Raw genomic sequence first — 18,950 nt, 5'->3', positions numbered from 1 at the left:
ATTGTTCCTAGCTAAGTGTGGTTTGGGTGGCTTGGGTGGTTTGACTAAAGTGCCGGTACAGGGCCGCCACGCCGAGTGCCAAAGCGAACAGGTACAACAGGCTGATGCCAAAGGCACGAGCAATGATAGCGAGGCCAGCACCCTGACCCAGCGTGCTGTAATACAGGACGCCGATCAGCGCTACGCCAAGCGCATTTCCCACTTGCTGCATGGTTGCCATTACGCCCGACGCAACGCCTGCATGTTGTGACGGCAGCCCGGCCAGGACGGTGGAGGCCAGGGGTGTCATCACCATCCCAAGGCCACAGCCCTGCAGCAGAAGCACCGGCAGCATCAGCGCCACGTTCTGTGCAGATAGCCAGCCCAGCAGGCCATACAGCGCCGCATGGCCGGCAGCCAACACCAGTGCGCCGCTGAAGATGGCGTGTCGGCCCAGTTTTTTTGCGAACCATGGCGAAGCCATCGAGGTCGCAAAGAAACCGACGGCAAGCGCAGTGAAGACCAGCCCCGAATCAAGCGCTGGCAAGCCCAGTCCGCGTTGCAGGTACAGCGCCAGCACGAAGTAGAACGATGCGTTGCCTGCGAAGAACAACAGCGTGATCAGCAAGCCCAGCACAAAGGGCCTCTGAGCCAGCAACGAAGGCGCAAGCAAAGGTTGGCCACCACGCGCCGCCAGACGACGCTGATAAGTCCAGAACACGATGAGCAATGGTACCGATGCCGCCAGACAGATGAAACTCCACAGCGGCCATCCCTCGTCGCGCCCCACCACCAGTGGAAAAATAGCAGCCGTCAGCGTTAACGCGACCAGCGCCATACCAGGCAGATCCAGGCGACTGGCGCGCTGGCCTTGCATCGGCGGTAATACACGCTTGCTCAGTAGCAGCGCCAGCAGGCCGATCGGCAGGTTGATCAGGAAACAGCTACGCCAGCCCAGCCCCGCCAGGTTGGCGTGGATCAGCAAACCGCCGATGATCTGACCACTTGCCGCAGCCAGCCCCAAGGCCAGACCGTAGGCGGCGAATGCTTTTGCGCGTTGAGCTCCGGTGTAGAGCAGGCCCAGCATTGCCAGTACCTGCGGCTGTAGCAATGCACCAGCCACACCCTGGGCGATGCGCGCAGCGACAAGCACGGCTGCGTTTGGTGCCGTGCCGCACGCGGCGGAGGCCAGGGTGAACAGGCCTACGCCGATGATAAACAGCCGCCGACGGCCATGGATGTCACCCAGCCGCCCGCCGGTGATCAGCGTCGCAGCGTTGGCCAGGCCATAACCGATGACAATGAGCTGCAACGCACTGGCGCTAGCGTGTAGATCGTGCTGAATGGATGGCAGCGCGACATTGATGATGAAGAAGTCCAGCACCACCATGAAGGTGCCGCTAAGCATCACCAGTAGTGCAAGCACACTTGGGCGCTGTTCGGCAACTGCAGAAGGTGCTGCGGACGTAGCCGGTGTCTGTGTGACGATGGGGACAATGGGGGGCGTGGGGATAATGTGGATAGCGGGAACGAGTGGTACGGCCTGTGACATGATATTCATCCTGTTCAAAGAAGAGCGCTGGGGGGCAGTGTATCGACGTCCCAGGTGCCTGGCGATTACCTGCGAGGTAATCAGCATTAAGCAACGGGGCTGACGAGCGAAATGCCGTTGAAGTGAATTCTAGGGGGTAGGTGATGGACACTCAATGCCTGTAGCGCTATAATTTTTGTCCGATCATCCAAATGATGCCTGGCCATGGATCCGCTTGACGAAGTATTTACTGCGATGCGTGTTGAAAACGCCCGTTATGCGCGGCTGGAGGCTACTGCCCCCTGGGGCCTGAGTACGCGGCGAGGTGACGACACGGCACGCTTCGGCCTGATGTTGCGCGGCGGCGGCTGGCTGACGCTCGACGATGGAGTTGACGGGGCTGACCGGGAACCCGTCGCCCTGACAGCAGGTGACTGCTTTGTCATTCCACACGGCTTGCCTTACACGCTGTGCGATGACCAGAAGTCCGCCACGGTTAACTGTGTCGATGTCGTGCGCGCGAATGTCGGCGGCGTGGTGCAGATTGGCGGTGGCGGCGCGGCCACCACCGTCATCAGCGGCTGGTTCAATTTCGATCCCTATGGCGCACGGCCATTGCTGGACCTGTTGCCAGCGTTGCTGCACATCCGCATGGATCAGGAACGAACCCATCTGCTCCAGGCTGCGCTGCAATTGCTGGCAATGGAGACGGCGCAACGGGGTCTCGGCTCTGGCCTGGTTGTTAGCCGCCTGGCGGATATTATCTTCGTGCAGGTGGTTCGGGCGTATATCGATACGTTAGACCCCGACACTGGGAGTGGATGGCTGGCAGCATTGTCGGACCGCCGCATCGGCGCAGCCTTGCATCTTCTGCACAAGGATGTCGCGTCGAACTGGACGGTTGAAGCGCTGGCCGCAGTCGCCGGGATGTCGCGCTCCGGCTTCGCGCTGCGCTTCAAGGAAAAGGTCGGTGAATCCCCACTCGAATACCTGACCCGCTGGCGCATGTTTCGCGCCGGGCATTTGCTGCGCCACACCGACAAACCCCTGATAGATATTGCCGACAGTGTAGGCTACGAATCAGAGGCAGCCTTCAACAAGGCTTTTAAACGTTTGACTGGTGCCGCACCCGGCGCGTTTCGCCGAAACGCGAAGCTAGCTGCCACTTTGCCCGGACTGCGATAAACTATCAATCACCGACAGAGAAATCGGCTTGTCAGGGTGGCTTGCTACCAGCCAGTAGGCACAAATGAGCGTTCGATTGATGACCAGCAGGAATATTAAATTAACGAGTAAACAATGAATCCAGATCATGCTTTGGACGGTTTTCGCCTCGTGGGGATAGGCACGACATTTCAGTCGGGCGACATATGTGACATGATCGCAGAATCCCAGCTGTTTGCAGACCTGGAATGGAAAGACATCCAGGCCCTGGCGGGCTATGTGCAATGCTATGAAGTGTCAACCGGCACTGTCGTCTTCAAGGAAGGTGAATCCGGCACCTACATGTTTTTGTTGGTGAAAGGCGAAGTCGAAATACTCAAATCAGACCAGGATGGCGGCCTGCACCGAATTGTCCTGGTGACGCACGGCAAGACCGTAGGGGAAATGTCCATCATCGATGGCGAAAAACGTTCCGCCACCTGCATTGCCTCACAAACCAGCATCTTGCTACTGCTGACCAAAGACAACTACGCCCGCATCATCAAGGAAAAGCCCGTGCTGGCGGTACACATCCTGGCGAAACTGGCAAAACTGATGAGCCAGCGCCTGCGCAGCGTCAGTGGGCAACTGGTTGAATATTTGTGAGTACGACAGTAAATGACCGTATCCGTAGGGTGTGCTACGCGCACCATCTAGCGGTGAAATGCGCCATGTGTAGATACGATTAGAGCGTAATCGCACGCACGCAAACAAAAATTATTGTAGACCCATCACTCTCGATTAATTCGCTTCAACCTTTGCCCGAATACCGCCCAGATACAATCTTCACCATCGACATTGCCGCAGATGACCCAGCCTGTGCCTGTCTTTTGCACCGTGGTCTCACAATCGAGTTCCACACCAAGTTTTTTGGCCCAATTCTCGGCGGCGCTTTTGCCTTTGAAGAGTTCATTGCCTTCAAAAATCACGGTGCTGTCAAAGACAGGGGCGGCGAATACAGTGTTCATGCGGGTTCCTGACGGAGATAAGCGATGCGGTGTGCAGATAGCCATTGTAACGCAGCATGGTAATCGCTTCTGGCAATGATTTCCGCTTGCATCTGTTTATGGCGATGGCGCACCAGTGCAGGCAGATGTAATCATCACACTCCCCACAGGCGCCGTGCTTCATCCGCAATCACATCCGGAAACTCTTCCTGAAAAAATAGCTTCCCTTCGGGTACCACGCGTATGCCGCGTGACTGTGGAAACAGTCGGTCAAGGTAATCTGCATCAGCCAGCGAAAATAGCGTGTCGCTGCCGCCCCATACCATCTTGACGGGGACGCGGCTGCGTTTGAGTTCTGCCTCTATACCCACCAAGGGGTTGGGTTCCAGCGCCAGGTGAAAAGCGTGGTATTGCTGGCGACGCAGCGGCGAGCTGACTAGTGGCGTGACGTAATAAGCGATGTTGGCGTCGGTAAACACGGCCGGGTTGTGGAATACGGCAGCACCAAAGGTGGCGCGAGCCAGGGTGCTGTCGGCTAACCATTTGGCAGTTTCATCGGCCAGGGTGCCAGCGCGGGCCATATTGATGGCTGGCTGCACACCTGCTGGCGGGCTGTCCGGCTCGACATCGCAGTTTGTCAGCAACATACTGCGCACGCGTTCTGGATGACGCACGGCGAATAGTTGCGCCACCGCACCGCCGCTGTCGCTGGTAACGATATCGACCTTACCGGCCTTCAGATGGTCCAGCAGGCTGATCAGCATCCCCAACTGGGCATCGGCTGTCAGTGATTGCTGCGCAGGCACTTGTGTATAGCCCAGGCCCATGAAGTCGGGCGCGATGCAGTGGCGGTAAGGCGACAGCCTGTCTATCGCGCCACGCCATTGGAAGCTATTCAGCGGCGCGCCGTGCAAGAACAGGGCAGTATCACCGTGGCCACGTTCTACATAAGCGATTTTGCCAAAGGGCAGGCTGGCAAAGCGGCGCATTGCGCCAAATGCGGCGGCATCTGTGGTCTGTTGTAGTTTGCCTTGTTCAGCCGCCCTGGCCAGCGCCGGCATTGCTGGTAGTACCAGCGTGGTGGCAACACCGCTGGCAATAACAGCAGGGGTGATCTGTAAAAAAAGCCGTCTTTTCATTTCAGTCTCCAGATAGGATGGGCAAGTAGAGACGATGCTAGCAACATTGCTTTGCCACGGCGCGCATCAACAGCCGAACCTGAGCACAGACGGATGATTTGCGCTACATTAATGCATCTCCTGGTGTGCATTACTTTGAGGGTGTAATGAACAGACCTGCATGCTATCCCCATCCACCGGCGGCACTGCTCAGCAGTGCTGGCGGCCATGATCTGCCCTTGCTAGATGTGCTGACTTCACCTGTACCAACAGGCCTGTTCAATTCCCCTGTCGATGCACGCCATGTGCTCTGCCTGCATCTTGGTGACCCTGTGCCTGTGTCTTATGGCGCAGGTCGCTATGAACGCCAGGGCGTGCGCCTGCACGGCCAGTTCTGTGTCGTACCTGGTGGTTCCAGCACACGCTGGACACTGTCCCAGCCCGCCACGTCTTTACTGTTGCGCTTGTCACCGCACACAGTGAGCGACACCGCAGAAGCCATGAACCTGGGCAGGCAGAATAACTTGCTGGCGCCAGCCATACACATACGCGATCCACAGATAGAACGCATAGGCTGGATGATGCAAGCCGAAGACCACGACGCCTATCCCGGCGGGCGTATTTTTGCCGACAGCCTGGCCGTCGCACTGGCCGCCCGCCTGTTTGCCTTGCAGTCACGCAAGCCAGCCACCGACCCGGTAGCTGGCCGCAGCTTGCCAGCCTGGCGGCTGCGCCACGTCATCGATTATGTAGATGCACATCTGGATAGCGACCTCACCCTTGCCGAACTGGCTGCCGTGGCCGGCTTCAGCCTGTCACACTTCAAGTCACTGTTCAGGCAGGCAACAGGCATGCCGGTACACCGCTATGTCATGGAGCGTCGCCTGCACCGAGCACGCCAGCTCATGACGGAAGGCAAGCAGAGCATGACAGACATCGCCATGGAAACCGGCTTTGCTCACCCCAGCCACCTGGCCCGCAGCGTGCGCCGTGTGCTGGGTTTGAGCCCTGCGCAGATTCGGGGGATGCCCGGCCCAACCGCCGTAACAGAAAACTACACTGTTGCATTTTAAGTTAACCACATGGCGGTAATAGACCATGCCTTATTTCGGCGTCTTGTTGGCAAACCAGTCTAAGATAATTTGCGTGCGCTGTATCGACAAATCCCGAATTACCGGCATATGCAAGGCATCATCCATTGGTTTTGCCAGCACCACGCTGATAGGCTCGGCATATTGAACCACGGTAGCATAGTCGTCCAGCTTAAAACGGCCCATGATGGGATACAGCTTGGCATACTGCGGCAAAATGTATTGGATGCAATTATCCCAGGTCGGATTTTCTGGGAAGGTCTGCTGACTAAACAGCAGGATACTAATCAAATCGTCCGGATGCTGGGTGTAGCTTTGCGCGATCGTTGGATCGGCGAAATTGTAGTTCACAAAGTAAATTTGCCCATCGATGTTTTGACTGACGCGCGGAAAACTAGGGTCAGTGCCAACGATTTTCAATTCGGCCATGCCTTGCCCATTGGTCACCAAAGGCGTAGGGCTGAAGGACAAGGCATCTTGCGGTATCGCGATGTTTTTCAATCCAGAGGTGCCGCCAGTGCCCATAGTCTTGCTAGTGTAGGTAACGGAGTCTTCCGGCGACATCAGCGTTGCCTGGAGGCTGATATTGGCCGCAGGTTGACCAAACTGGGTGGCATACAAGCGAACCAGTGCGGTTGCGCCGTTAGGCTGATCTGGTCCTGTGGGAATGCCGGGGTTCATTCTAAAGACAAACTGATCTGCCCGCAAATTATAGCCATTGATATTTTCTGCCAGCCAGATAATTGGCGCAAACGCTTTTTTGCCAATCAGACCCAGGGGCATACTCAGCACCTTCTGTTCTGCCTGTTGCACAGTCAAGCCCGGTGGCAGTAAGGCAGGATCAACTTTCACCGTCAGTATGCCACCGCTGACTGTCATCAACTGCGCCATCTGGACCGGGTCGTTAGGCAAAGCGGCGATGGTAACCGCGTTGGTCAAGCTAATGCCCGGTCCTTGATTTTGATCAAAATAGACCAAAAACAGCTCGCCCAGCGCAGACAATGCAACCCCGAAACCCTGCGCTGGATCGTTATAACCGGGCTTGTCGGTGGCGAGCGAATTACCCAGATTAACGGTGATCAATACCTCATTGCTGTCATCGCTGTTGCTGAGCACCTGCGTGCAGAACGGGGCAAAATTGCATTGGGCTGAGCTATTGGGCACCTTGATCGGTGCCATCATGCGTGATGGCGTGTAAAACATGGGGATCGCCGTAGCGAGTGGCCCTATCGTGCCAGTTAACAAGCCGGTTGGAAACAAGGTATTGATGTTCGGTGGTGGCACAGGCGATGGTGGCGGTGCCAGTGTAGTCGCCAGGATAGTGGCGCGATAGGTATCGGCGTCGGCTTGCCCCAACAAAATAGTCAGACGATTATTCACATACGATTCAGTCGGAACCTGGCCTAGCTTGGCAGGCTTGCCCTTTTTATCAAGGCCCATGGAATATTGGGTCATGGGCTGTAATTTGGCAGCGATATTGGCGGGTACGCCCTTTGCCACCAATGCTTGCAGGGTGTCAGCATTGAACAGATAGATCACTGGCGCATTATTATGCGCATTCACCACAAAATTGACACTTAATTGTTGCGGCGATTGTTGCTGGAGCAGACTTAGAAATTTGGACTGCGGTGTCGCCGCAGTCGTCCAACGCAAGTTGGTCAGGCTGGATTGATATACCGCGCAACCACTGCCCGAGCTATGTGGGCCGTTGATTGCCTGCGCCCAAACCGCGTTATATGAGCCAGCGACATAATCACCGCGGACAAAATCGCTGATCGATGCCGGGTTGGCGGTAGTGCCCGCAACTTGCAGGCTCAGCCCCCATATTTCACTGGTATTTTGCTGATCTGGGTCGAGGTCAACCAGTTTCGGTGCTGCCATCGTGTATACGGCATTGACTGGTTGCCCTATCACCGGGTCAACCGCAGGGTCTGTGGTTTCATCGCCGAGGCCATAGACTACCTTGGTGACAAGACAGCCCTGGAAATCAAAAATACCGGTGCCGTTTGGGTTCCAGTAAAGCTGCAGCTTTGCTATGTCATTATTCGCATCGGTATAATTGTCTGGTGTATTGTTCACCGTGCTTGGATCGGCCAAAAAGCCACCACTAAAGTGCAATCTTGGATAGGTCAAATAGCTCATGCCAATTCCTCTCAATATTGTTGAACGCGGTTTTTACTTTGTAGGGCCACCGTTGGCGGCGCACATGGGGGTGCTTGGTAGCGCGCCTGTGCTGCAACCTTTGGTTTTCAGATTCAATAAATTGAAAATGTGGGAAAGCCCGGCCGGCGGCAACTGAACTTTTACTGCCTCATTCAGTGATTGACCTTTATTCTTGCCATCCAAATTGTGGCAACTAAAGCAGTTGTAGGGATTTTGAATATTAGAGACGCCATTTTGCACATAGGTTTCCATGCTGTTGTTTGCGCCCGATAAGGACCCGACCTGCACCTGCACCGAAGGTGGCAAGGTACCCTTGGCTGTCCATACATTGCCGACCAGTGAATAATTGGCCCACAATTTATTTGCGTCGCCCGCAGGCAATGCGTTCAGCATTGTCTTCACTGATAAATCCAATGCCTGCAAATTGGCGGTGCTGGGTTGTATGACAAACTTTTGGGTATCCGGGTCACAAATATAGCCGGGCGGCGGGGTGGAGCTACAAGTCAAATTATTGGGCATGGTGCCCAGCGTCGGGTCGCCCCAGGGGTGCATGGTGCAGACCTGAGTGGCTTTCCCTTCGGCATAATGATTGGTGGTGCAGTTGCTGCCAGTGCAGTTGGGATTATAAAAAGTCCAATTTCCGCCCAGAGGAGGTGGAGCCGAGGTATTGGAACAGTACGGGGCGTTATTGCGGTGTTCAAAGGTACCCCAGATGAACTCCGGTTGGGACGGCGTCTTGCTCACGATGTGCATGCCGACCAGCCCCAGATTCACATTTTCCATACAGGTTTTGCCGGGTGCCTGAACTGAGCCTTTTGTGGTAAAGAAGGTGTTGCCTGCCACTTCGTCGGGCGTCAAAATCTTCCATGCGGTTTTCAATTCCATAGCGCCGGTAGGAAACGCCAGATTCGGGTACAAGTTGGGAATATCCACCACCTTGTAACTAACCGGATCAACCAGATCGGGTGCCAGGCTTAAACTACACTGCGCCTCTTGCAAGCCGCAACCGGTGATAAAGTCATACGCTGGTTTATTGACCGATACGCCATAAAATACACGGTTCAGCGATTTGTCGATCAATGGTTGCCCGACTCCCGCCTGCAAGGTCAGATTGGAAAAAACATAGCTCTGTTTTAAATTGGATGGCCCTTTGCAATACGTCGGTTTGGGTGTTTTCCCCCAAGGGGTTGGGGTCTTGCCGGGATCAACAAAAATGCCATAGCTAGGCATAAAGGTTTCAAATTGCCGAACCTGGCTGCCCCGCGCTACCGGTTGCACCAGATACAGCAGGGTCTGCCACATATACTGCTGAAAACTGCAGTTATCCGTATTCTGCACGTCGCCCGGCAAAGTCGGGTTGCTGACCCATGTGGAACTGGCGTTGCAGATTGCGGCACTTGGAGTCGGGTTCTGTTGCGCCTGAGCAATTGAGGGGAGTGCAGTAATGATGCCTATGGCAGCAATTGCAATGACAGCAGCCGCGCTGATTGAGAGACGGCGTTGCGGGATGATTTTTTTCATAAACATTCCTTTCTTTGTGATCAAGAAGCTTCTTGGCACTGCTGACGGAAGACGAACTCCTGCATAACTATTGGAACCGGCCCGTAATACTGGAATGCTGGAATGGCAGATCGTTCAGTTGCGCGCTATCTAGGAAAACAGCTGTGCTGTCGACGACAGTGATAACGGTATCCACATCAATGCCGGGGGAAGTGCCGGGCGCGCTTTGGACAACGCCGGATAAGCTGGTATTGGACATGGCTTCTCAAGTTTAATCGTGCGTCAAATAGGGAGCGACTACGTCTAACTGCAATTTTCTTGAAGCAATTGCGGGAACCCGGGGGATGGGAGGTTCCGCTAATACTGAGATGCGAATCCCGCCAATACGATACTTGGCTGGACTCAACGACAAAGCCCAAGTATTGATAAGTTATGATGCAAAATACACCATTATTTATATTTAATCAATTGATTTTTTAAAAACAGATTTTAAACGGCGGGTTGCATGCCCGCTTAGATGGCCGTGACAATAAGATCATTGAGGTTTAAGCATCACGCAGCAGGACGGGGTGCACCCATGTTCGCCCACCCCAAGCCACCTGGCGCGCAGCATGCGCCGTGTGCTGGGTTTGAGTCTGGCGCAGATTCGGGGGAATCAATGTACTTAGCTAGAAATTTGATACGTAGGAGCGGCTTTAGCCGCGAACAGTATGCTGTTAATTATTCGCGGCTGAAGCCGCTCCTACGAACGGACATCGACTTGCAGCGGGATTAGTACGACAGCATGAGTGTGAAAACAAAAACGGCTCATTATTTTCAAAATAATGAGCCGTTTTCTTTGTACTTCAATTCTTAAACCTTCAAATCCGTTGTGAACCATCAGGAAGTGGTAAGACAAATATTAATAAAACCCGCTTTTTGATCAGCTACTACTAAGACACTATTCAGATAGTGATGAGACTAAATTTTAACGTGCGACTTTGCTCAAATTACATGAGTAATTGATACCTTCGGCGCAGCATAATACGTATTTTTTCAAATCTCGCCTTCTGACGAGGATCCGAATCACCACAAGTTCTTCACGTACTCACCAGCTGTTCTTGGCAATCCAGTATCGGCTGGAAAGTATCAACATTAGTGTATTGATGATTTAGCTGGTCCATCTGCATACAAATGGACCCTGCCCGATCAAGTGAAATTGCATCATTTCAATTGAAATGATGTCGATGAATCACACATCATCGACAGGCCGGATCCGACAGGAGCGCCGCTCATCACAGTGAATTTTCGGAGCATCCAGAACGAAAAGGCTGCTACTAACGCAAACCAAGAGCACTTCCGGCTAATGCACCTTCATCATGGCCACGATGACAACCTGCTATTGAACGCAGCGAGGTGACTTGATCGGCTTTCAACGCAGTCAGACCCGTCGCGCCGTCAACCACTGCGTAGGTGTCAGCGCGGCTGCCACCACCCGCACCTCACCGATATTGCCGAAGAAACCGTCTGCCCGGGCTCCATCCCACGAGCCGCCGCCAACCACCCATTGCGATGTCGCCGACAATGTCGCTAGTCCAACGACACTGCTGCTGTTGCGCAAGACCGGTGCGCCTTCCACATACATCACGGTGTCATGCGTAACCGGGTCGTTCACGATGGCGATATGTACCCACGTACCGGCGATGATCTCGCCTGACCAACTGGCAAGGGCATCGCGCGTACCGGTCACTTCTGGCACTACTTCCCACTGTACTTCGCGTAAGCTCGAGATAGCAAACAACAGTGGCGGCGATTCCAGATCTCCACCGTTGAAGCCGGCCAGATCGCCGCGCTTGCCATCACGCGTCATAATGTTCATCCACGCGTGTCTGGACTTGTCCCACGCTTGGTTGATCTTGACGAAAGCCTCGATCGTGTAGCCGGTTTGGGCGAAGGTCTGGGCATTAATTGAGGCTGTCGGGTCGGTGACGAAATAGCTCAAGCGCGGCTTGTTCTTGTCGGTGTTGATGAAGCTGACCGAACCTGGCGCCGACGACAGACGGTGGCGGTCCTTGCTCCAGACGATATCGCCCGCTTCTGCATCGACTATGCCGCCTTTATTCAACGCATCACGCGTGAGCGGATTGGCACCGGCGACGTCGTTAATGCGCTCTCCAGGGGCCACTGCCACACCTTCGGCACCGCCGAAGAAGCGCCAGTGCGCAACCGTCGACGCCAGTTTCGGATAATCATCGGAATCTTTCGGAGTTACCTGCGCGACAACGGCCGGCTCGGTGTAGCCCTTCAGCACCAGCGCCCTAGCCTGATCGACTAGCGACGACGCCACCGTTGCCTTGCCGATGCCAAAGGCTGCATTAAAGCGCGCAAAACGTTTGGCAAAATTGATACTGATGGTGAATGCTTCTTTCGGCTCGGTGAGCACAGCGCGGTCGAAGGCGTTGAGCGTGTTGGCAGGCTTCATCGGCACCCACGGCGAAAACGACAGCACCTTGATCAGATTGTTGGTCAGATCGAATTCGTACAGCCGCATCAAGCCATTGCCACCTTGGTAGGCCATCTGGTAGTCGACTACCATTTCCTCGACCGCATTGACGAAGTTGTTTGTTTTAGTCAGATGAGCAGCGCCGTGGTGGTGGCCGTTCAAGGTCATGAAGATCTGATCGTTGTCGCGTATAAGTTTTTCCCAGAGCATCTTGCCGTAGTCGGTTTCCAGCGGAGCCACCGCGTCCGGGGCGATGTTGAGCAACTGGTGGTTGACCAGAATCACCGGTAGTGTCGGATTGTCGGTCATCACCTTGCGGGCCCAACTGATGCCTGCGTCGGAGATGCGCCACGAAAGCGACAGCACCATGAATTTTTGTTCCTGCGCAGTGAAGATATGGTATTCATGGAAACCAGTATTGTCGCGCCCACCAAACGTGGCTTGGCGTTGCGCGCGCCGGGTGCCGAACCATTGCAGATAAGGCTCATTGGCCAGTACGCGCTGAACGTCAGTGCCTTTGCTCTGGTCGCCGTTGTAGTCTAGATCGTTGACGACATCGTGGTTGCCGGCCAGTATGGAATACGGAAGTTTATTTACTTCCAGCACCTGCATCGCAGTGTCAGCTACTTTCCACTGCTCAGGCTTACCAACCTGGTCGACCACATCGCCCAAGTGAATCAGGAAAGGAATGTTTAGCGCTGCCGCGTTTCGCACCACCCAGTTGGTCTGCGCGGCGAACGGTTCGTTGCCATAGTGGCGCTCGTACTGGTTGCTTTCCGCCGATGTCGCATAGCGCGAGTAGAACTGCGTGTCAGGCAAAACGGCAAGTGCGAAGCTGGAAATCTGCGTGCTCTGCGGGGCAACGGCAGGGGCCGCGCTGCCGTTACCTCCACCACATCCTGCCAGCAATCCTCCAAGTGAGAGGCCGGATGCCGATGTCAGGCCCATCTTTAGTAAGGTTCGGCGCTGCCCGTCGGCGCCATTGGAGGTGGTTAAAGACTTGTATCTATCACGTTTGTTCATTGGATTAATTCTTAATATATTAAGGATGTTGAACTCTAATTATAGAAAGTGACATTGTCATGACACGGGCTCAGCCAAATTAAAAGCGTGTGATACTGATGGATCAGCCTTACTGTTTCGTTAATTAAATTATGTGTGCAACGTACGTGTACTGTGACGATATCTATACTGAAATTAGACGGAAATGACGAATTTGGTCGAGCCCTATATATGCTTTGGGAGGTTGCAAAGGGCGTTACAACATACAGATATCTGGAAATTTAAAAAGATTTTGCCAAGCGCCGATTATCTAGTTGGCGTTTAAAGGCGCTGAGCCATTGCACGTGCGAACTAAACTCTAGGTGCCGCACTATTTAGAGACTACTTCTTGTTGGTAGCGCTGCGCATCTAAACGATGCACGACCAAGTAATATCGGTTTGCGTAGTCGATGCACTTTCCAAACACCTTGACCAAAATTAAGGCGCAATGCATGCTTAACATCAGTAAGAAAGTACGATTTTTCAGAAAGCGCATTCCTTCATTTGAATGCATACCTGGTTGCCATGACTGTTGTGGTCCGGTGACAACTTCTTCTTTTGAAATGTCCGCACTTCCCGTCAAAAGCGAAGCGGAACATAATGCCGCGCTGACTAATTTAAGTTGCCCATATTTAGGAAACGGAGGATGTGAAGTGTATGATGAGCGTCCGCTCATTTGCCGCGTATTCGGAACAACTCCCAGGCTACTATGCCCACATGGCAAGCGCCCTGCTGAAATGCTGGATCCTTTGGTTGACGCAGGTATTCAAGTATTTTTCTTATCTACACGCCAGGTATTGGTTTAAGTTCATTATTTGCGAGCTGCCTTCAATGCATTTCTCTAAAACATGACTTCACTACTCATGAAAATAGACATGTGAGTAGTGAAGTACATTGAGTATTAAAAATAGATCCACCGCGCCAGCAATACACATACGTGACCCACAGATAGAACGCATAGGCTGGATGATGCAGGCAGAGGATCACGACGCCTATCCCGGCGGGCGTATTTTTGCCGACAGCCTGGCAGTCGCACTGGCTGCCCGCCTGTTTGCCGTGCAGTCACGCAAGCCAGCCGCAAACCCAGTAGCTGGCCGCAGCTTACCCGCCTGGCGGCTACGTCACGTCATCGATTATGTGGAGGCGCATCTGGATAGCGACCTCACCCTTGCCGAACTGGCTGCCGTGGCCGGCTTCAGCCTGTCACACTTCAAGTCACTGTTCCGGCAGGCGACAGGCATGCCCGTACACCGCTATGTCATGGAGCGCCGCCTGCATCGCGCGCGCCAGCTCATGATGGAAGGCAAGCAGAGCATGACAGACATCGCCATGGAAACCGGCTTCACCCACCCCAGCCACCTGGCCCGCAGCATGCGCCGTGTGCTGGGTTTGAGTCCGGCGCAAGTTCGGGGGATGGCGGCATCAATCTGATGTAGATTTGTGTTTTTTACGGATTGATGCGTGCATGAAAGATAAGTAGCCTTGCGGAAATGGTCATGTGCTTGAATATCTGTGAATAAGATAGCCGTAGAATTTAAAACGTCTGCTGCTCAAACGCACCAAGTCGAAGGCAGACTTCTCTATCCACCAAACCTTTTAGAATTCCTGTTGGGGGCGAACCCTTCGTCTAATTTATCGCACTAAGATGACGCATGATTTGTACAGAACGCATTTCGTTGCCCTTCTAGCATCTCATATGGACGCAAAAACGAACATCCTCAAGGCATCTGATATGAGGTTTTCGAGGGATTGTGATCAAGAAGCGGAGTAATGAAATTAATATTTAAACAATGTTTAAATATTATCAGTTAGAATGGCATAAATTTTTGTTATTAAACTTGATTCTGACATTATCGGTTTTCAGTGGCATATGATTTAGAAGAGCTATCGTATGACATGGCAAGACCAACAGGATCTATTTTTACCAACTTTCTTTGGGTGAAGTATTTGCATATTGGTTGCGTGTACTCGCGGTATTTGAGTTCGATAAATTCAATGAGTAGATCACTATAAACTGGCTAATCCTTCCTTCATGACAGGCTAATAGTAGATAATGCGGATGCTCCCAATGTTCAGATATTCGAAGAAGCTTATGGGTTAGATATGAGGTTGAATCGCCATTAGAATTACTGAATTGGTAAATTGGGTATTTAAGTTTTATGGCGAAGTTGACACTCTCATTAAAATAAAAATATAGGATCAAATTCTAATTTGCTAAGAATCTGATAACTGCTAGGAAAATACGATGATTCGCACTATTCACCCATTTCCAGCCAGAATGGCGCCAGAGTTAGCTTTAGCTACTTTGTCTAACTTAGCCCCAGGCAGCACAGTCCTTGATCCTATGTCGGGATCGGGTACCGTAATTCGTCAGGCAGCAGAAATGGGACATAAACCAATTGGGTTCGATATGGATCCTTTGGCTGTACTGATGAGTAAGGTTTGGACAAGTCCGGTTGATGATGAGTTAATTGGTAATGTAGCTGACTCCCTTTTAAAGGATGTTATAGATTTAGATTCAAAGGACGTCTGGCTTCCGTGGATAGATGAAAGCATTCAAACAACAGAGTTTATTGACTATTGGTTTGGTAAACAGCAGCAGATGGAATTACGCAAAATTGCTTATGTTTTGCATAAATTTTCGGAGTGTCGCTTTTCAAAAGCTAAGCATTCCGCTGCAGATGTGGTTCGTATTGCGTTGAGTCGAATTATTATCACAAAAGAGCAAAGCGCCTCGTTAGCGCGCGATACATCTCATAGCCGTCCGCACAAGGTTACTGACAGCTCTGACTATGATATTTCCGAAGGACTTCAACGTTCACTAAATCAAGTACGCAAGAGACTTTTAGAAAATCCTCCGACTGGTGAGTCGTTAATTAAATTGGGAGATGCGCGTTCACTTAAAGCTATGAAGCGGGAATCTGTTGACGCAGTTTTAACATCCCCTCCTTATTTAAATGCGATCGACTATTTGCGCGGTCATCGAATGTCGTTGGTCTGGTTAGGCCATCGGATAGAGGATTTGCGTGGAGTACGTTCAAGCAGCATTGGTGCAGAGAGGGCGCCAGATAAACCAATTAAGACCGATCGATTTGATCCTATTCAGCGTGCAATGTGTGATTTATCAGAATTACCCACTAAGCATCAATCTATGATTGAACGCTACTCTGAAGATGTTTATAGAATGGTTTCTGAAATAGCACGTGTTACGAAACCAGGCGGGACAGCAACATTTGTTGTCGGCAATTCTTGTCTTAAGGGGATATTTATTCAAAACTCGGCAGGTGTGGCTATCGCTGCGTCAATGCATGGTCTCAAAGAGTTGCGAACATATGAGCGTGACCTCCCTTCTAACAGTAGGTATTTGCCCATGACAAAAGATGGTGCACTTGGTAAGCGAATGCGAACGGAAACAATTATTTCATTTGAACGGCAATAGGACTACGCAATATAGTTAGGTAATCTCTGATTGAGTATGCGCAACATTTCCGTCCCACATGGATGCTGATTGTGGCATGGCAGAATAAGACTTAATCAAAGGCCCCCTTATAAAATTTAAATTGAAGCGTACTGATTTCTTTTTTAGGTATCTGCATCATATGGCTAGTTCAATTGATTTAATCAAATTCAAAAATATGGCAAAGCTTACCAATAGATATGGCAAGCAGCTTCAGAGACTCCAAAAAAGCGAGATACCAACAGATTGTATTGAGCATGCGGTAAACGGGGCGATAGCAAATTTAAGCTCAAAAGAAACATCCGCTTTAGTAATTTACGGTGAGCCGCAGAGCGGTAAAACGGAAATGATGATTTGTCTAACCGCGAGGCTATTGGATGAAGGTCATAAGATGATCATTCACCTAATGAATGACAGCGTTGATCTATTAGCTCAAAATCTAAAACGTTTTAAAAATTCTGGTTTGGCACCTTCTGCAAGAACATCTTCAGAATTGCTTCAACCCATGACGGGGAAAAAACAGCACCCGCAAGAGTTTGTTGTTTTTTGTAAGAAAAATGCCCGTGATCTGGAAAAGCTAATTGAGAGGGTTAAAAATTTAGGAGAAGTGGTTGTCGTTGATGATGAAGCTGATTATGCGACGCCGAATGCGAAAGTCAATTCAGGTTCCAAAACATCTATAAATAAGTTAGTTGAGCAACTCATCGGAAAAGGATTCTATATTGGAGTTACAGCGACTCCAGCTCGCTTAGATTTGAATCACACATTTGATAACAGTACAGAAAAATGGGTAAATTTCCCGACTCACGCAAGGTATACCGGACAGGATGTTTTTTTTCCTCTTGATAAACCCCTATCTTACAGGCTTGTATTACTTGAGCGAGACGGTACACCTAAAGAGGCACAAGATGCGTTGGTTCGGTTTTTAGTTACGGTAGCGTATTTAAATGTCCATGAAAATGCAACGGAAAGTAATTACACTATGCTCGTTCATACGAGCGGAAGAAAACAAGATCATGAGACTGATCGAGGGACTATTGAAGATTCAGTGCATTCACTAATAGATGCGGAAAGTCTTGAATTTAGTGAATTAGTACTCATGGTTCATGAAACTGCATGCAAATTGTACCCAGATGTTGATGCTGATAGCTTGACTGCATATGTGGTATCTACGGCATCGAGAGCCAACCTCGTTGTGTTAAATAGTGAGCGAGACCGCACCGCTGCGGGAGATAGTGCAACTGATCCTACTTCGCCGTTTACAATAATAGTAGGTGGCAATATAGTATCCCGAGGAGTGACTTTCCCAAATCTACTTTCCATGTTTTTTACTCGGGACGTTCGCCATAAATTGCAACAAGACACCTATATTCAACGGGCGCGAATGTTTGGAGCTAGGGGTTTGTATTTAAAGCATTTTGAACTAACTATTCCCACCAGACTTTATTCAGATTGGCATCGATGCTTTGTTTTTCATCGACTCGCTCTCTCTACGGTCAAAGACATTGGGTCTCCAGTATGGATAGGTGATAAACGTGTGGCGGTTACTGCAAGTGCAAGCATAGATAAAGCTACAGTAGCGCTAGACAAAGGTGAGATGTCTTTTGGGATGTTTGCATTTGATAAAGCACTAGATACACTTATTTTAAATGATCAAAGAAATGTGAATACATTGAGGGAGCTAAGGGTGGTTGTTGGGAATGAAGTACTCCCTAATTTTTTAATTGATTATATTGAGCGCGTATCAAGAGATATCCCAGACTCCTTGGCCATTCATACGTCTTCTTCAATTGAAGGGTACGGTGATAGTGCAGATAAAGAAACCATTTCCCGGCGAAAAGGGTTCATGGGGGTGTCTCAAATGGAAACAAAGAAATTTCCGGCTGCGACCCACCATATAAAAATTTTCTATAACGAAAATGGCAAGGCCAAAATATTTTATAAATGTAAAGAAAGTATGCAATTTATTCAAAGCATGCGAACGGGTTAAGCGGGATATTAAAACAGCAGTTATTCATCTATAACTGTCGGTATTGCTGAAGTTTAATATGCTTATTTATTACAGCAAAAATTGCAGAGCGCCCTTGTTCGCGAGCCGATAATATTTGCCCGATAATTGCAGTTGTTTCGGTGGTTGTGCCAATCCAGCCTGCACGTGCCAGAGCTATGAGGGTGTAATTAATTTTGTGTAAACGGTCATTTAGCAGGACACTGCTACCTTCAAGGAGAAATGATGACCGTTGCAAAGCGTAACAAGCGAGCCAAGCCTGACCCGGAATTGCTCAAACTGGCCGATGGATTGTTGGCCAATTACAAAAAACCCGAAGACCTGATTGGGGAGAACGGCCTGCTCAAGCAGCTCACCAAGATGCTTGTCGAGCGAGCCCTGGAAGTCGAAATGACCGACCATCTGGGTCACGACAAGAGTGGAGTCGTCA

14 protein-coding genes and 1 pseudogene are annotated in these 18,950 nt (G+C 51.2%); 8 read left to right on the top strand and 7 right to left on the bottom strand.

The features are described from left to right. Positions 1-7: 7 nt before the first annotated feature. Entirely contained in the window at positions 8-1,387 is a 1,380-nt protein-coding gene (locus ACO0LM_RS21630; RefSeq protein WP_423039824.1) for an MFS transporter, read from the bottom strand. A gap of 348 nt (positions 1,388-1,735) precedes the next feature. On the opposite strand from ACO0LM_RS21630, the gene ACO0LM_RS21625 reads away from it, so the two are divergent. Beyond that, complete coding sequence (locus ACO0LM_RS21625) at positions 1,736-2,695, top strand: AraC family transcriptional regulator (protein WP_423039822.1); 960 nt, start codon at positions 1,736-1,738, stop codon at positions 2,693-2,695. Positions 2,696-2,887: 192 nt separating this feature from the next. Beyond that, on the top strand, positions 2,888-3,319 hold the full coding sequence (locus ACO0LM_RS21620) for a Crp/Fnr family transcriptional regulator (RefSeq protein WP_423039820.1): 432 nt from the start codon (positions 2,888-2,890) through the stop codon (positions 3,317-3,319). Between the two features lie 125 nt (positions 3,320-3,444). Here the strand turns inward: ACO0LM_RS21620 and ACO0LM_RS21615 are convergent, their stop codons facing one another. Further along, positions 3,445-3,681, bottom strand: coding sequence for a hypothetical protein (locus tag ACO0LM_RS21615; RefSeq protein ID WP_423039818.1), 237 nt, complete (start codon positions 3,679-3,681; stop codon positions 3,445-3,447). A 134-nt stretch (positions 3,682-3,815) separates the two neighbouring features. Continuing rightward, positions 3,816-4,799, bottom strand: a complete 984-nt coding sequence (locus ACO0LM_RS21610) for an alpha/beta fold hydrolase (RefSeq protein ID WP_423039816.1) — start codon at positions 4,797-4,799, stop codon at positions 3,816-3,818. Positions 4,800-4,945: 146 nt separating this feature from the next. Here ACO0LM_RS21610 and ACO0LM_RS21605 point away from each other — a divergent pair, with 146 nt between their 5' ends. Continuing rightward, entirely contained in the window at positions 4,946-5,851 is a 906-nt protein-coding gene (locus ACO0LM_RS21605) for a helix-turn-helix domain-containing protein (protein ID WP_423039814.1), read from the top strand. A gap of 30 nt (positions 5,852-5,881) precedes the next feature. Here ACO0LM_RS21605 and ACO0LM_RS21600 read toward each other — a convergent pair whose 3' ends face one another. The 4 genes from ACO0LM_RS21600 to ACO0LM_RS21585 form a co-directional block, all read right to left on the bottom strand. Further along, the gene (locus ACO0LM_RS21600) at positions 5,882-8,011 is read right to left on the bottom strand and encodes a hypothetical protein (RefSeq protein WP_423039812.1); all 2,130 of its coding nucleotides are present in this window, start codon (positions 8,009-8,011) and stop codon (positions 5,882-5,884) included. Between the two features lie 33 nt (positions 8,012-8,044). Beyond that, a complete protein-coding gene (locus ACO0LM_RS21595) occupies positions 8,045-9,553 on the bottom strand; it encodes a hypothetical protein (protein ID WP_423039810.1) in 1,509 nt (502 codons plus the stop codon). 67 nt (positions 9,554-9,620) lie between these two features. Further along, complete coding sequence (locus ACO0LM_RS21590; RefSeq protein WP_423039807.1) at positions 9,621-9,791, bottom strand: hypothetical protein; 171 nt, start codon at positions 9,789-9,791, stop codon at positions 9,621-9,623. Between the two features lie 1,161 nt (positions 9,792-10,952). Then, a complete protein-coding gene (locus tag ACO0LM_RS21585) occupies positions 10,953-13,037 on the bottom strand; it encodes a LamG-like jellyroll fold domain-containing protein (RefSeq protein ID WP_423039805.1) in 2,085 nt (694 codons plus the stop codon). Positions 13,038-13,507: 470 nt separating this feature from the next. Between ACO0LM_RS21585 and ACO0LM_RS21580 the strand changes: the two genes are divergently transcribed. The 5 genes and pseudogenes from ACO0LM_RS21580 to ACO0LM_RS21560 all read left to right on the top strand — a co-directional run. Then, positions 13,508-13,861 carry a YkgJ family cysteine cluster protein gene (locus ACO0LM_RS21580; protein WP_423039803.1) on the top strand — a complete coding sequence of 118 codons (354 nt, stop codon included), beginning with the start codon at positions 13,508-13,510 and terminating at the stop codon, positions 13,859-13,861. Positions 13,862-13,949: 88 nt separating this feature from the next. Then, positions 13,950-14,486: a helix-turn-helix domain-containing protein gene (locus ACO0LM_RS21575; protein ID WP_423039801.1), complete on the top strand. Its 537-nt coding sequence runs from the start codon at positions 13,950-13,952 to the stop codon at positions 14,484-14,486. Between the two features lie 814 nt (positions 14,487-15,300). Next, positions 15,301-16,494, top strand: a complete 1,194-nt coding sequence (locus ACO0LM_RS21570) for a hypothetical protein (protein ID WP_423039799.1) — start codon at positions 15,301-15,303, stop codon at positions 16,492-16,494. A 160-nt stretch (positions 16,495-16,654) separates the two neighbouring features. Further along, positions 16,655-18,502, top strand: a complete 1,848-nt coding sequence (locus ACO0LM_RS21565) for a Z1 domain-containing protein (protein ID WP_423039797.1) — start codon at positions 16,655-16,657, stop codon at positions 18,500-18,502. 243 nt (positions 18,503-18,745) lie between these two features. Further along, positions 18,746-18,950 (top strand): annotated as a pseudogene (locus ACO0LM_RS21560) (IS256 family transposase); the annotation flags it as partial.

It is taken from the genome of Undibacterium sp. Di26W (genome assembly GCF_049340265.1).
Classification (GTDB): Bacteria; Pseudomonadota; Gammaproteobacteria; order Burkholderiales; family Burkholderiaceae_D; genus Undibacterium.
Note: the sequence above shows the minus strand (reverse complement) of the source record. Positions and strands in the feature narration are given on the sequence as shown.